Origin of the sequence: Citrobacter sp. Awk 4 (genome assembly GCF_028069725.1) — a bacterium.
Taxonomy (GTDB): domain Bacteria; phylum Pseudomonadota; class Gammaproteobacteria; order Enterobacterales; family Enterobacteriaceae; genus Citrobacter_D.
In genome coordinates this window covers 24,945-38,743 of record NZ_JANEWG010000041.1, presented here as the reverse complement: position 1 = coordinate 38,743, position 13,799 = coordinate 24,945, and the positions used below count along the sequence as shown (strand labels likewise).

Here is a 13,799-nt window from a genome sequence, read left to right as displayed (position 1 = left end):
CAAGCTCCCCTGTGCTACCGTTCGACTTGCATGTGTTAGGCCTGCCGCCAGCGTTCAATCTGAGCCATGATCAAACTCTTCAATTTAAGTTTGATGCTCGTGAATTAAACTTCGTAATGAATTACGTATGTTCACTCAGAGACTTGGTATTCATTTTTCGTCTTGCGACGTTAAGAATCCATGTCACTTTGAGTGCCCACACAGATTGTCTGATAAATTGTTAAAGAGCAGTGCCGCTTCGCTTTTTCTCAGCGGCGCGGGGTGTGCATATTACGCTATCCCGCTACAGAGTCAAGCCTTTATTTTTGCTTTCTCTGCTGGAGTTCTCAGTGGAACCCCGCTGACCCGGCGACTTGCGTGCCGTTGTTCCGTGTCAGTGGAGGCGCATTATAGGGAGTTATTTCCGGCTGACAAGCGGAAATTTGAAATAACGCTCCAATCGTCTCTTTTTTCACCAAAACAACCATTAAGATGCCACAAAATAAGCAAATTGTCGTTTTTGCAGCCGTAATCACACTTCCTGGTGGCATACTAAAGAGTAAGAATTCGAGAAAGGAAAACCATTCATGCCTTTAAGCGCACAACAGTTAGCCGCACAGAAAAATCTGTCCTATGTTCTGGCCGAAAAGCTGGCGCAGCGAATATTAAAAGGTGAATACGCCCCGGGCACCATTCTACCAGGTGAAATTGAGTTAGGTTCACAATTTGGCGTAAGCCGTACCGCTGTGCGTGAAGCCGTGAAAACACTAACCGCCAAAGGCATGGTTTTACCACGCCCGCGTATTGGTACGCGGGTGATGCCGCAAGCGAACTGGAATTTTCTCGATCAGGAATTACTCACCTGGTGGATGACAGAAGAAAACGTCCATCAGGTCATTGAACACTTTCTGGTGATGCGTATTAGCCTGGAACCTCAGGCATGTTTACTGGCAGCCACAATTGGTACAGCTGAACAGAAAGCATATCTGAACACATTAATGGAAGAGATGGTCGCGCTGAAAAAGAACTTTAAGCGTGAGCGCTGGGTTGAAGTCGATATGGCCTGGCATGAGCACATCTATGAGATGAGTGCTAATCCCTTTCTTATCTCTTTTGCGACTTTATTCCATTCTGTCTACCACACCTACTTTACCTCTATTACCTATAACGACGTGGTGAAGCTTGATTTACACCAGGCCATTGTCGATGCGATAGAAAAAAGCGATGGTGACCTCGCCTTCAAAGCTTGTCAGGCATTACTCATTGCGCCAAACGAACTACCAGACAAATAACGAGATACTGAATGTCAGAAAAAAAAGCGCGCAGTATGGCCGGGTTGCCGTGGATAGCAGCCATGGCCTTTTTTATGCAAGCCCTGGATGCCACGATCCTTAATACTGCACTCCCCGCGATTGCGCAGAGCCTTGACCGTTCCCCGCTGGCGATGCAGTCTGCCATTATCAGTTACACCCTAACGGTCGCAATGTTGATTCCTGTGAGTGGATGGTTGGCAGACCGCTTTGGTACCCGCCGAGTTTTTATGATTGCCGTCAGTTTATTTACGCTAGGCTCTCTGGCATGCGCGCTTTCGGGATCGTTAACCGAACTCGTCATTTTTCGCGTAATACAGGGGATCGGTGGCGCAATGATGATGCCAGTCGCCCGTCTGGCATTATTGCGGGCATATCCCCGCAGTGAACTGCTCCCGGTACTCAACTTTGTTACGATGCCAGGCCTGGTTGGTCCAATCCTCGGTCCCGTGCTGGGGGGCGTGCTGGTAACCTGGGCAAGCTGGCACTGGATCTTCCTGATTAATATTCCTATTGGCGTGGCAGGTATTTTGTATGCACGCAAATACATGCCTAACTTTACGACGCCACGTCGCAGCTTCGATATGACCGGCTTCTTTCTTTTTGGCTTGAGCCTGGTATTGTTTTCCAGCGGTATGGAGTTATTTGGCGAGAAGATTGTCGCAAGCTGGATCGCGCTGAGCATTATTGCCTGCAGTGTTATATTGCTACTGACATATATTCGTCATGCTCGTCGTCATCCTACCCCTTTAATCGCCCTGCCTATTTTCAAAACACGAACCTTTTCTGTCGGTATTGCAGGAAATCTCGCAACGCGCCTGGGCACGGGATGTGTTCCTTTCTTAATGCCGCTCATGCTACAGGTGGGGTTTGGTTATCCTGCACTGATTGCCGGTTGTATGATGGCACCGACAGCACTGGGATCCATTCTGGCTAAATCGACCGTTACGCAGGTGCTACGTCGCCTTGGATACAGAAAAACCCTGGTGGGTATTACCGTATTTATCGGCCTGATGATTGCTCAGTTTTCCCTGCAATCGCCAGCGATGCCAGTGTGGATGCTGATTCTGCCGCTGTTTGTACTGGGGATGGCGATGTCTACCCAGTTTACCGCCATGAACACGATCACGCTTGCTGACCTGACCGATGACAATGCCAGTAGCGGTAATAGCGTACTGGCTGTCACACAGCAACTTTCTATCAGTTTAGGCGTCGCTATCAGCGCCGCCGTGCTGCGCATTTATGAAGGTATGGAAGGCACCAACACGGTCGAGCAGTTCCATTATACTTTTATGACCATGGGCGCGGTTACTGTGATATCCGCGCTCATGTTCATGTTGCTCAAATCCAAAGATGGTCGCAATCTGATCAAAGAGCGGCGCACGTCTAAACCGACCCCCGCGCCATCAAAACCGGAGTAAGCTGCAAACGCTGCTGTTGTAATGCGGGCTGAGCCATACGATGAATTAACACATCGATGGCCAGTTCGCCCAACTCATCTTTGGCTTGATGAATTGTGGTGAGCGGTGGCGTCATATAACGCGCCAGTTCAATATCGTCATAACCAATCACCGCCATATCTTGTGGAATACGCAATCCTGCCTGGTATAACGCCTGATAAGCACCAACAGCCATTGCATCATTACCCGTAAAGACCGCTTGCGGCAGTTCCTGATGTGACAGTAGCGTTTGCATCGCTTCAAACCCACCGCCAAACTCAAAATCACCGGTGATTTCGTAACCTTCCAGGATAGTCAGTCCGGCACGGTTCATCGCCGCCCGATATCCTTCCAGTCGCAAACGCGCCGGCGTTTTATCCAGCGGCCCTGTGATACACGCGATACGTGTAAAACCTTTATCGATCAGGTACTGGGTCGCTAAATCCCCGCCTAACAGCGAGTTATCCTGAATCAGATCGCTTTCGCCTTCACCATCAAAGGGGGACCAGTCCATCATAACGGTTGGAATTGAAGGATAGCGTTGCATGATTTCACGTGATGGTTGATGCGTTTCGGTACAAAGCAGCAGTAAACCATCGACCCGCTTTTGCATCAGCGTTTCCAGATTACGGTTCATACGTTGCTCATCGCCTTCGGTATTGCATAACACCAGGCTATAGCCCCGCTCAAAGCAGCTACGCTCAACGCCGCGAACAAGTTCTGAATAAAAAGGGTTGGTACTGGCCGTGATCAGCATACCAATGGTGCGGGTCTGATTTAACTTCAGGCTACGCGCCAGGGCAGAAGGCGCGTAGTTTAACTCTTTAATTGCTGCTTCGACTTTCCCGGTAATGGTCTCGCTAACAAAGCGATCCTTATTAATCACGTGAGAGACTGTCGAAGTAGAAACGCCCGCCAGACGGGCAACATCCTTCATTGTAGCCAAGCGTTACCTCTGCTGACCCAAAAACGCCTCAATCTCTTCGCGCCACGGAACGGAGGGCTGCGCACCTTTACGTGTTACCGCAATGGCGGCAGCAGCATGTGCAAAGCGGATAGCTTCAGGCAACGAAGTCTCTTCCAGTATTGCGGTAATCAGCGCGCCGTTGAAGGTATCACCGGCCGCAATCGTGTCGACAGCATCGACTTTAAAACCGGGAACCCGGTGACCGTCGCCATCCACACTGGCCCAGACGCCACGGCTTCCTAACGTTATCAATACAGTATGGATACCCTTGGCATGCAACACCTGAGCAGCCTTCGCGGCATCGTCATCGTTTTCTACGCGAATACCGGTCAGCTTCTCCGCTTCCGTTTCGTTCGGCGTAATAATATCCACCAGCCCCAGCAGTTCGTCGGAAAGTTCACGAGCGGGTGCCGGGTTAAGCGCTACGATGGTTTTATTCTGATGGGCAATTTTGGCCGCCGCCAATACGCTTTCAATGGGAGATTCCAGTTGCATCAACAATGCAGATGCCTGGGCAATTCGCTCGCGTTGCGCGTCCACCAGTTCAGGTGACAGCGCCGCATTTGCACCAGCATGGATGCCAATGACGTTTTCGCCTTCACCATTTACGAATATCAGCGCCACACCTGTCGCTTCACCTTTGATCACGCTAATTGGCGCGATATCGATATTGTCACGGGTTAGCTGTTTGCGAACACTTTCGCCAATGTCGTCATCGCCCGTACAGGCGATAAACGCAATATTTGCACCACTGCGGCCCGCAGCAACCGCCTGATTGGCGCCTTTTCCACCAAAAGCCACCTGATAGTGGTTACCTGTTACGGTTTCGCCTGGGGTTGGAAAGGATTTAAGGTTAAGGATGTGATCGGCATTAATGCTGCCAAGAACAACGAGGTTGCCTGCGGTTTTCATGTTCGGAATTCCAAGTCAAAGTGCGCCACCGTATTAGGGTGGCGCGTGCCCTGCTTTTCTTTTTACGCTTTCATCTTCAGAATGTTTGTACCTTCTGAGGATGGCGTATTTATGTCGCCATCAGGCAGGAAACTGCCTGAATCGCTTATTACTGCTTAATGACCAGCTTCAGGTCAACCGGATATTTAGCCTGAACCGTCTCACCTTTCAGTACTTTATCAGCGGTCTCAACACCTTTAGCGCCGATCTGATCCGGTAACTGAGCAATGGTCGCAGCCAGTTTGCCATCATTTACCGCTTTTTCGCCATCCGGTGTGCCGTCAAATCCAACCACCATCACATCAGATTTACCTGCGGTTTGCAGAGCGCGCAGCGCACCGAGCGCCATCTCGTCGTTCTGAGCAAATACAGCCTGTACATCCGGATGCGCGGTCAGCAGGTTCTGCATCACGTTCAAGCCTTTGGTACGGTCAAAGTCAGCAGGTTGGCTGGCAAGCACATTGAATTTGTGAGCAGCAACGGCCTGTTGGAAGCCTTCACCACGCTCACGCGCGGCGGAAGTCCCCGCAATCCCCTGTAGTTCAATGACTTTCGCGCCTTCACCCGCTTTCTTCGCGATATAATCACCCGCAATCTTACCGCCCAGCACGTTATCTGAAGCGATATGGCTGACCACTTCGCCCTTAGATGCTACACGGTCCAGGGTGATGACCGGGATTTTGGCCTGATTCGCCATCTTCACCGCATTACCTACCGCGTCGGAATCGGTTGGGTTGATCAGCAAAATTTTGGTGCCGCGTACGGTCAAATCCTGCACGTTCGCCAGTTCTTTTGCCGGGTTATTCTGCGAATCCAGTACGACCAGGTTATAGCCCAGTTTATCGGCTTCTTTCTGAGCCCCTTCTTTCAGGGTGACAAAGAACGGGTTGTTCAGAGTGGAGATAACCAGCGCAATGGTGTCTTTTGCCATCGCATTCGCGCTCACGGTGGCGCTAAGCGCAACAGCAGAAACCAGGGTAGCCAGTTTTTTCATGTTCATATTTAAGATGTCCTATAGTCGTTGTTACTGCTTTTTGTTGTCTACCAGTACCGCCAGCAAAATCACCACAGCTTTAACGATCATCTGGTAATAGGAGGAAACACCTAACAAATTCAAACCATTATTGAGGAAGCCAAGGATCAGTGCGCCGATCAATGTCCCAACAATACGTCCTTTACCGCCCGCAAGGCTGGTACCGCCCAGAACGACTGCGGCGATGGCATCCAGCTCATACCCCGTACCTGCCGTGGGTTGCGCTGATGAAAGACGAGCCACTTCGATAATGCCCGCCAGTGATGCCAGCAAACCACATAATGAATAGACGATAATTTTGACTTTGCTAACGCTGATGCCGGACAAGCGCGTTGCGGCTTCGTTACCGCCCAACGCATAGATATAGCGACCCAGACGGGTATGGTGCAGCATGTACCACGCCGCAAGGAAGACAATCCCCATAATCCAGACCGGTGTCGGGACACCCAGCGGACGACCAATACCGAACCAACCAAACAGATCCGCATTATCCGTAAATCCAGTGTTCACTGGGCTACCGTTGGTATACACCATCGTGACGCCACGCAGCAGCAGCATCATCACCAGCGTAGCGATAAACGCCTGAACGCGACCTTTCGCGACTATTACCCCTGTCACTGCACCAATGGCTGCACCTAACGCCAGCGCAGCGGCAACGGCCACCAGCGCGTTAACTTCGATACCAACAATAGACGCCGCAACAGCACCGGTAAGCGCCAACAGAGAACCGACAGACAAATCGATACCCGACGTCAGAATGACCAGCGTCATCCCCACCGCCATAATGGCGTTGACCGAAGTTTGCTGAAGAATGTTGAACAGGTTATTAACGGTAAAAAAGTTAGGACTCATTGTGGAAACAATCGCGATCAGCACCAACAGGGCAATGAGCGACTTCTGCTCCATCAGCCATGCTTTGGTGAAATAACGGCGACCAGAAACAGCCTGGGTAGTCATCTTTTTTACTCCTGATTCACGCGATTAAGCTTGCCTACAGCGGCAGCCATTAACACTTCCTGGGTGGCCTGCTCGCGAGTGAATTCACCGCCGAGATGCCCTTCATGCATGACGATGATGCGATCGCTCATGCCTAATACTTCTGGCATCTCAGATGAGACCAGAATGATGCTCAGGCCATCGGCCTTAAACTGATTAATAAGCTGATAAATCTCTTTTTTAGCGCCCACGTCTACGCCACGGGTCGGCTCGTCGAGGATCAACACTTTTGGGCGCGTCATTAAACCGCGGGCAATCGCCACCTTCTGTTGGTTACCACCGGACAGCAGGCCAATCGCCTGTTCCATTGACGGCGTTTTCACGTTGAACAGGCGGATGAAATCACTGACCGCCTGTTGTTCATCTTTATGTTTAAGGCTGCCGCCGGTACGGCTGAAGTAACGCAACGCGGTCAACGACATGTTTTCTTTCACCGACATGCCAAGTACTAAGCCGTCACGCTTACGGTCTTCAGAAATGTAGACGATACCGTTCGCCAGGCCGTCCTGCGGCGAACGCGCCACCACTTCATGACCGTCGAGAGTGACGTAACCGCTGGTGCGAGGCAGCGCGCCATACAACACCTTCATCAGTTCGGTACGCCCGGCGCCCATCAAGCCCGAAATTCCCAGAATCTCGCCCTTACGCAGCGTAAAAGAAACATTATTCACGCCGGGACCACACAGATTATCCACTTTCAGGCGGACCTCTCCCGGCGCGTTGTTCAGGCGCGGGTACTGATCCTCAAGCTTACGACCGACCATCATTTCGATGAGTGAATCTTCGGTCAGCGAGGCCACTTCACGTTCGGCAATAAATTGTCCGTCACGAAAAACAGTCACGTCATCGCAAATTTCGAAGATCTCTTTCATACGATGAGAAATATAGACAATCCCGCGCCCCTGCGACTTCAATTCGCGAATAACGCGGAATAAAGATTCCGTTTCGGTATCGGTAAGCGCATCCGTAGGTTCATCCATAATGATGACTTTGGATTCAAAGCTCAGTACTTTGGCTATTTCCACCATCTGCTGATCGCCAATCGACAGTTCGCCCACCAGCCTGTCGCTTTTAAAGCGCAGATTGAGCTTTGAGAGCAAAACGTCGGCTTCGGCATACATCTTTTTCCAGTCGATTTTGCCAAAGCGATTAACAAACTCACGGCCCAGAAAAATGTTTTCGGCGATAGTGAGTTGCGGGATCAGGTTCAGTTCCTGGTGGATAATGCCGATACCGGCTTCCTGAGAAGATTTAGGGCCGTTAAAGGTGGTCTCTTTTCCCAACCACAACAAAGAACCCGCATCACGTGAATAGATGCCGGTTAACACTTTCATCATGGTGGATTTGCCCGCGCCGTTCTCGCCCACCAGCGCCATGACGCGACCTGGATAAACATTCAACGCGGCGCCGGATAGCGCTTTTACGCCCGGGAACGCTTTATCGATCCCTTTGAGTTGCAGTAATGCGTCCATGATGGCCTCAGAACGTGACGCCAGCACAGAGAATAATATTCGCGTACGGAGAACACTCTCCGCTGCGAATGACCGCCTGGCTGTCTGCGGTTTGTTTTTTGAATTGTTCGTGCGTGGTGTAACGAATTTCGATGGTATTTCCCTGGTGTTGTTGCAGTTGCTCAATGTGTTTGAGCAACGTTTCGTGGAGCTGCGGATTATGTTGTTTGATTTCCGTCGCGAGAATGGCCGACTCGACCTGCATTTCACGGGTGACGACATCCAGTACCTGCATAAATGAAGGTACCCCCTGGGTTAATGCCATATCAATACGCGATGTGCTTCCCGGAATGGGTAAACCCGCATCACACACCACCAGCGTATCGGTATGCCCAAGGCGGGAAATTACCGATGAAATTTCAGAATTGAGTACCGTGCCTTTCTTCATTTTCTTACCCCACTAGCGAAACGTTTCGCTGACGATAAGTTTAGTCGCAATAATGCTCAGATAACCACCTTGAGGTTACTGAAATGTGATCAGCATCGAAACGTTTCGCAAACCATGTCATAGCGAAAAATAAAAACTGAGAAGGGATAAACAAAACGCCCCCTTTCATCATGAAAGAGGGCGTTGTGAGGTTTAAATCTCGACCTGGGTTCCCAGTTCAATAACCCGGTTAGGCGGGATCTCAAACTGATCCGGCGCACGCAGCGCATTACGCTGCAACAACAGATACAGTTTGCCGCGCAAACGGAGATACCACGGACGTTTTCCGACGATTAACGATTCGTGTGACATAAAGAAAGAGGTTTCCATCATTCGACAGCTTAACCCTTCCAGACCACAGCGGTGGAAAACTTCTTCAACGTTCGGCGTTTCGCGCCAGCCGTAACTGGCCACCACACGCCAGAAGGTTGGCGACAGTTGCTCAATCTGCACACGACGCACGTTGTGTACATAAGGCGCATCTTCTGTGCGCAGCGTCAGCAGGATCACCCGCTCATGCAGAACCTTGTTATGTTTGAGGTTATGCATCAAGGCAAACGGGATAACGTTCAGTGCGCGCGACATGTACACCGCAGTGCCCGGCACACGAACCGGCGGAGATTTCTCCAGTGAGGCGATCATCGCTTCCAGAGAGTTACCGTGCTCATGCATGCGACGCAGCAGACGGAAGCGCTCGCTTTTCCAGGTCGTCATGATAGTAAACATCACCAGACCCAGACTTAATGGCAACCAACCGCCTGAAAGCAGTTTATCGAGGTTTGCCGAGAACAGCGGAACATCAATACACAGGAACGCCACCAGAATCAGCGCGACGAAGTACTTGTTCCAGTGCCAGTTTTTACGCGCTACGGTGGTCGAGAGGAGCGACGTCAACACCATTGTTCCCGTCACCGCAATACCGTACGCCGCCGCCAGATTGCTGGAGTGCTCGAAGCTGATAATCACAATCACCACAGCGACGTAGAGCATCCAGTTTACAAAAGGAATGTAGATTTGACCCGACTCCATCTCTGAAGTGTGGATAATGCGCATTGGCGACAAATAGCCAAGTCGCACAGCCTGGCGCGTCAGTGAGAAAACGCCAGAGATAACGGCCTGCGAAGCGATAACTGTCGCCAGTGCGGCGAGGATCAGCAGCGGAATTAACGCCCAATCCGGCGCCAACAGGAAGAACGGGTTTTTGATGGCTTCCGGGTGTTTGAGCAACAACGCCCCCTGACCGAAATAGTTCAGCGTCAGCGAAGGCAATACCACGGAGAACCATGCCAGGCGGATAGGGAGCTTACCAAAATGGCCCATATCGGCGTACAGCGCTTCGACACCGGTAATAGACAGCACCACAGCGCCTAATGCGATAAAGGATAGGGTTTTAAACTCCAGAAAGAAATGCACAGCCCACAGCGGATTTAAAGCTTGTAACACTTCAGGGTTGGCGATAATACTGCGCAAACCCAGCCCGGCAAGCACCAGGAACCAAATCAGCATGATTGGTGCAAACAGCTTACCCACCATCCCGGTACCATGCTTCTGAATCATAAACAGCAGGGTGAGGACGATAATAGAAAGTGGGACAATCCAGGTATCGAGCTGCGGCGCAATGATTTCTAAACCTTCAATCGCCGACATGACCGAGATTGCTGGGGTGATAACCACTTCACCATAGAAAAAACTCCCCCCGATCAGTCCGATAATGACCAACGCGGAAGTTGTTCTTGCCGATGTATTCCGCCCGGCTAGCGACATGAGTGTCAGGATCCCGCCTTCACCGGCGTTATCTGCACGCATGACAAACGTCAAATACTTGATGGAGACAACAAAAATCAACAGCCAAAAAATCAGCGACAGAAAGCCAAACACAGCGTCGCGCTCAACGCCAAAACCAAACTGACCGGACAAACATTCACGAAGCGTATAAAGCGGGCTGGTGCCGATATCACCATAGACCACCCCAATCGCCGCGAGGGTAATCGCAGACAATGATTGCTTATTATCAGTGCTCATAGACTAGTCTTTCGTTTATATATGAAATGTGTGCGTAGTCCCTTGGCCCACAAAAAAGCGCAAGTATGCACGATTAATCGCAAAATCGTACCCCTAAATTGCGGCAGATTAATCTGGCGCAAAGAAAATGAAACAGCGCTTCAGTCTATTAATGCCCCTGGAGCGAAACGTCTATACTCGCTGTTTACATGGTACAACTGATGAAAGGACGCCACTCTATTATGGCTCACCCACATTTATTAGCGGAAAGAATTTCCCGTCTGAGCAGTGCTTTGGAAAAGGGACTTTATGAACGCAGCCATGCCGTACGTTTGTGTCTGTTAGCCGCGTTGAGCGGAGAGAGTGTTTTTTTACTCGGCCCTCCAGGTATTGCCAAAAGCCTGATTGCCCGCCGCCTCAAATATGCTTTTCAGCACGCCAGAGCCTTTGAATATCTGATGACACGTTTTTCCACGCCTGAAGAGGTCTTTGGCCCACTGTCCATTCAGGCGTTAAAAGATGAAGGTCGTTATGAGCGATTAACCGCCGGATATCTTCCTGAAGCTGAAATCGTCTTTCTGGACGAAATCTGGAAAGCCGGCCCGGCAATACTCAATACATTGCTGACGGCCATCAACGAACGTCATTTTCGCAACGGCGCGTACGAAGAAAAAATCCCCATGCGCCTGCTGGTGGCGGCATCTAACGAACTGCCGGAAGCAGACAGCAGTCTTGAAGCGCTGTATGACCGTATGCTGATCCGTCTGTGGCTGGATAAAGTGCAGGACAAAGCCAATTTCCGCTCAATGCTGATAAGCCAGCAGGATGAAAGTGAAAATCCCGTTCCGGCCTCACTACAGGTTACCGATGAAGAATATACCCAGTGGCAAAAAGCCATTGGCGCAATTTCTCTGCCCGATCTCGTATTTGAACTGATTTTTACCCTGCGCCAGCAGCTTGATGCGCTGCCAAATGCGCCCTATGTCTCGGATCGACGCTGGAAAAAAGCCATTCGCCTGTTACAGGCCAGCGCCTTCTTCAGCGGCCGCGAAGCCGTTGCGCCTATCGACCTGATTCTGCTGAAGGATTGCCTGTGGTACGACGTACAAAGTCTGAATCTGATGCAGCAACAGTTAGAAATATTGATGACCAGTCACGCCTGGCAGCAGCAGGCGATGCTGACGCGACTGGGGGGGATCACGCAACGCCGTATTCAGATACAACAGCAGCAAAGCGACCAAACCGCGTTCACCGTTGTGCGGCTGGGGGGCATGTTCAGTCGTCGCCCACATTACGATCTACCACCAGAAATCAGTGCCGCCACTCTGACACTGCTGCTGCAAAAGCCGTTGAAGCTACACGATATGGAAGTGATCCACATTACGTTTGATCGTGGTGCCCTGGAGCAGTGGCTGGCAAAAAGCGGCGAAATCCGGGGTAAACTGAATGGGATCGGTTTTGCCCAAACGCTGAATATGGAAGTCGACAGCGCCCAGCATTTAGTGGTTCGCGACGTGAGTTTGCAGGGCACTCGCCTGGCACTCCCCGGCTCATCGGAAGACAATATGCCCAGTGAAATCAAACAACAACTGGAAGCGCTGGACAATGACTGGCATCAGCAGCACAACCTGTTTAGCGAACAACAAAAATGTCTCTTTATCCATAGCGACTGGTTAGGTCGTATCGAATCCAGTCTGCAGGATGTAGGCACACAAATTCGTCAGGCACTGCAATGCTAACCCTTGATATGCTCAATATCATGTTGGCTGTCAGCGAAGAGTGGATCGTCGAAGAGATGATCCTCGCGCTGCTTGCATCACCAAAACTGGCGGTATTTTTTGAAAGATACCCCCGGTTAAAAAATGCGATTACCGATGATTTGCCACGCTGGCGCGAAGCGTTACGCAGCCGAATTAAGGAGACTCTTGTTCCTCCTGAATTGACGGAAGAGGTGATGAGCTATCAGCAAAGCCAGCTTCTCTCTACACCGCAATTTATTGTACAGCTGCCGCAAATATTAACGCTGCTGCACCGGCTGCATTCTCCCTACGCCGGACAGGCGCAACAGTTGGTGGACAGCAATAGCGTCTTTACCCCTTCTTTGCATACCCTTTTTCTACAACGCTGGCGTTTGAGTCTCGTTGTTCAGGCCACCACCCTAAACCAGCAGATGCTGGAGGAAGAACGCGAACAATTGCTGAGTGAAGTTCAGGAACGTTTGACACTGAGTGGACAACTGGAACCGGTACTGGCGGAAAACGACACCGCCGCAGGGCGTCTGTGGGATATGAGCGCAGGTCAGCTCAAACGTGGGGATTATCAGTTAATTGTTAAGTACGGCGATTTTCTGACTGAACAGCCCGAACTCAAAAAACTGGCGGAACAGTTAGGCCGATCGCGGGAAGCCAAATCAGTCCCACGCAAAGATGCGCCGATGGAAACGTTCCGCACACTGGTTCGCGAACCCGCCACGGTGCCAGAGCAGGTGGACGGCATTCAGCAAAGCGACGACATTCTGCGTTTACTCCCACCAGAACTGGCGACTCTCGGCATCACTGAACTGGAATATGAGTTCTACCGGCGTCTGGTGGAAAAACAATTGCTCACCTATCGACTGCACGGTGAAGCATGGCGCGAGAAAATCACTGAACGCCCGGTGGTGCATCAGGATTTCGACGAACAACCCCGCGGCCCATTTATCGTCTGTGTGGATACCTCCGGCTCAATGGGCGGGTTTAATGAACAGTGTGCCAAGGCATTCTGTCTGGCGCTAATGCGTATTGCGCTCGCCGATAACCGTCGCTGCTTCATCATGCTGTTTTCTACGGAAGTAGTGCGCTACGAATTGTCTGGCCGGGAAGGTATTGAGCAAGCTATTCGTTTTTTGAGCCAGCGGTTTCGTGGCGGTACGGATATTGCCAGTTGTTTTCGCGCCATTATTGAGCGCATGCAAGGCAGGGAATGGTTTGACGCGGATGCAGTGGTAATTTCAGATTTTATCGCGCAGCGGCTGCCGGACGATGTGGTGAGTAAAGTAGGAGAGTTACAACGGGTGCATCAACATCGCTTTCATGCAGTGGCGATGTCTGAACATGGCAAACCCGGCATCATGCGTATTTTCGATCATATCTGGCGCTTTGATACCGGGATGCGTAGCCGCCTGCTGCGACGCTGGCGGCGTTAAA

At 51.1% G+C, this 13,799-nt stretch carries 11 protein-coding genes and 1 rRNA gene; 4 read left to right on the top strand and 8 right to left on the bottom strand.

Annotated features, from left to right (window positions below):
* Nucleotides 1-86 (bottom strand): 16S ribosomal RNA (locus tag NNO04_RS16540); the annotation flags it as partial.
* Nucleotides 87-566: 480 nt separating this feature from the next.
* Between NNO04_RS16540 and NNO04_RS16535 the strand changes: the two genes are divergently transcribed.
* A complete protein-coding gene (locus tag NNO04_RS16535) occupies nt 567-1,271 on the top strand; it encodes a FadR/GntR family transcriptional regulator (protein ID WP_271445619.1) in 705 nt (234 codons plus the stop codon).
* Nucleotides 1,272-1,282: 11 nt separating this feature from the next.
* Nucleotides 1,283-2,710, top strand: coding sequence for a multidrug transporter subunit MdtD (mdtD, locus tag NNO04_RS16530; protein WP_271445618.1), 1,428 nt, complete (start codon nt 1,283-1,285; stop codon nt 2,708-2,710).
* On the opposite strand, the gene rbsR is transcribed toward mdtD, so the two are convergent.
* The 7 genes from rbsR to kup all read right to left on the bottom strand — a co-directional run bounded on the left by rbsR (nt 2,676) and on the right by kup (nt 10,635).
* On the bottom strand, nt 2,676-3,674 hold the full coding sequence (gene rbsR / locus NNO04_RS16525; protein ID WP_271445617.1) for a ribose operon transcriptional repressor RbsR: 999 nt from the start codon (nt 3,672-3,674) through the stop codon (nt 2,676-2,678). The genes mdtD and rbsR overlap by 35 nt on opposite strands.
* 3 nt (nt 3,675-3,677) lie before the next feature.
* A complete protein-coding gene (rbsK, locus tag NNO04_RS16520; RefSeq protein WP_271445616.1) occupies nt 3,678-4,607 on the bottom strand; it encodes a ribokinase in 930 nt (309 codons plus the stop codon).
* A 148-nt stretch (nt 4,608-4,755) separates the two neighbouring features.
* Nucleotides 4,756-5,646, bottom strand: a complete 891-nt coding sequence (gene rbsB / locus NNO04_RS16515; protein WP_271445615.1) for a ribose ABC transporter substrate-binding protein RbsB — start codon at nt 5,644-5,646, stop codon at nt 4,756-4,758.
* A 24-nt stretch (nt 5,647-5,670) separates the two neighbouring features.
* Nucleotides 5,671-6,636 carry a ribose ABC transporter permease gene (gene rbsC / locus NNO04_RS16510; RefSeq protein WP_271445614.1) on the bottom strand — a complete coding sequence of 322 codons (966 nt, stop codon included), beginning with the start codon at nt 6,634-6,636 and terminating at the stop codon, nt 5,671-5,673.
* Nucleotides 6,637-6,641: 5 nt separating this feature from the next.
* Nucleotides 6,642-8,147 carry a ribose ABC transporter ATP-binding protein RbsA gene (gene rbsA / locus NNO04_RS16505; protein ID WP_271445613.1) on the bottom strand — a complete coding sequence of 502 codons (1,506 nt, stop codon included), beginning with the start codon at nt 8,145-8,147 and terminating at the stop codon, nt 6,642-6,644.
* 7 nt (nt 8,148-8,154) lie between these two features.
* Nucleotides 8,155-8,574, bottom strand: coding sequence for a D-ribose pyranase (gene rbsD / locus NNO04_RS16500; protein ID WP_192614005.1), 420 nt, complete (start codon nt 8,572-8,574; stop codon nt 8,155-8,157).
* A gap of 192 nt (nt 8,575-8,766) precedes the next feature.
* Nucleotides 8,767-10,635 carry a low affinity potassium transporter Kup gene (gene kup, locus NNO04_RS16495; RefSeq protein ID WP_271445612.1) on the bottom strand — a complete coding sequence of 623 codons (1,869 nt, stop codon included), beginning with the start codon at nt 10,633-10,635 and terminating at the stop codon, nt 8,767-8,769.
* Nucleotides 10,636-10,856: 221 nt separating this feature from the next.
* Here kup and ravA point away from each other — a divergent pair, with 221 nt between their 5' ends.
* A complete protein-coding gene (gene ravA, locus NNO04_RS16490; RefSeq protein WP_271445611.1) occupies nt 10,857-12,353 on the top strand; it encodes an ATPase RavA in 1,497 nt (498 codons plus the stop codon).
* Entirely contained in the window at nt 12,347-13,798 is a 1,452-nt protein-coding gene (viaA, locus tag NNO04_RS16485; RefSeq protein ID WP_271445610.1) for an ATPase RavA stimulator ViaA, read from the top strand. Before ravA ends, viaA begins: the two co-directional genes overlap by 7 nt.
* Nucleotide 13,799 lies beyond the last annotated feature (1 nt).

Bases quoted from the DNA above. Each gene is read 5' to 3' on its own strand.
- rbsA (WP_271445613.1), bottom strand. From the start codon at position 8,147: ATGGACGCATTACTGCAACTCAAAGGGATCGATAAAGCGTTCCCGGGC.
- rbsB (WP_271445615.1), bottom strand. From the start codon at position 5,646: ATGAACATGAAAAAACTGGCTACCCTGGTTTCTGCTGTTGCGCTTAGC.
- rbsC (WP_271445614.1), bottom strand. From the start codon at position 6,636: ATGACTACCCAGGCTGTTTCTGGTCGCCGTTATTTCACCAAAGCATGG.
- kup (WP_271445612.1), bottom strand. From the start codon at position 10,635: ATGAGCACTGATAATAAGCAATCATTGTCTGCGATTACCCTCGCGGCG.
- viaA (WP_271445610.1), top strand. From the start codon at position 12,347: ATGCTAACCCTTGATATGCTCAATATCATGTTGGCTGTCAGCGAAGAG.
- ravA (WP_271445611.1), top strand. From the start codon at position 10,857: ATGGCTCACCCACATTTATTAGCGGAAAGAATTTCCCGTCTGAGCAGT.
- NNO04_RS16535 (WP_271445619.1), top strand. From the start codon at position 567: ATGCCTTTAAGCGCACAACAGTTAGCCGCACAGAAAAATCTGTCCTAT.
- rbsD (WP_192614005.1), bottom strand. From the start codon at position 8,574: ATGAAGAAAGGCACGGTACTCAATTCTGAAATTTCATCGGTAATTTCC.
- rbsK (WP_271445616.1), bottom strand. From the start codon at position 4,607: ATGAAAACCGCAGGCAACCTCGTTGTTCTTGGCAGCATTAATGCCGAT.
- mdtD (WP_271445618.1), top strand. From the start codon at position 1,283: ATGTCAGAAAAAAAAGCGCGCAGTATGGCCGGGTTGCCGTGGATAGCA.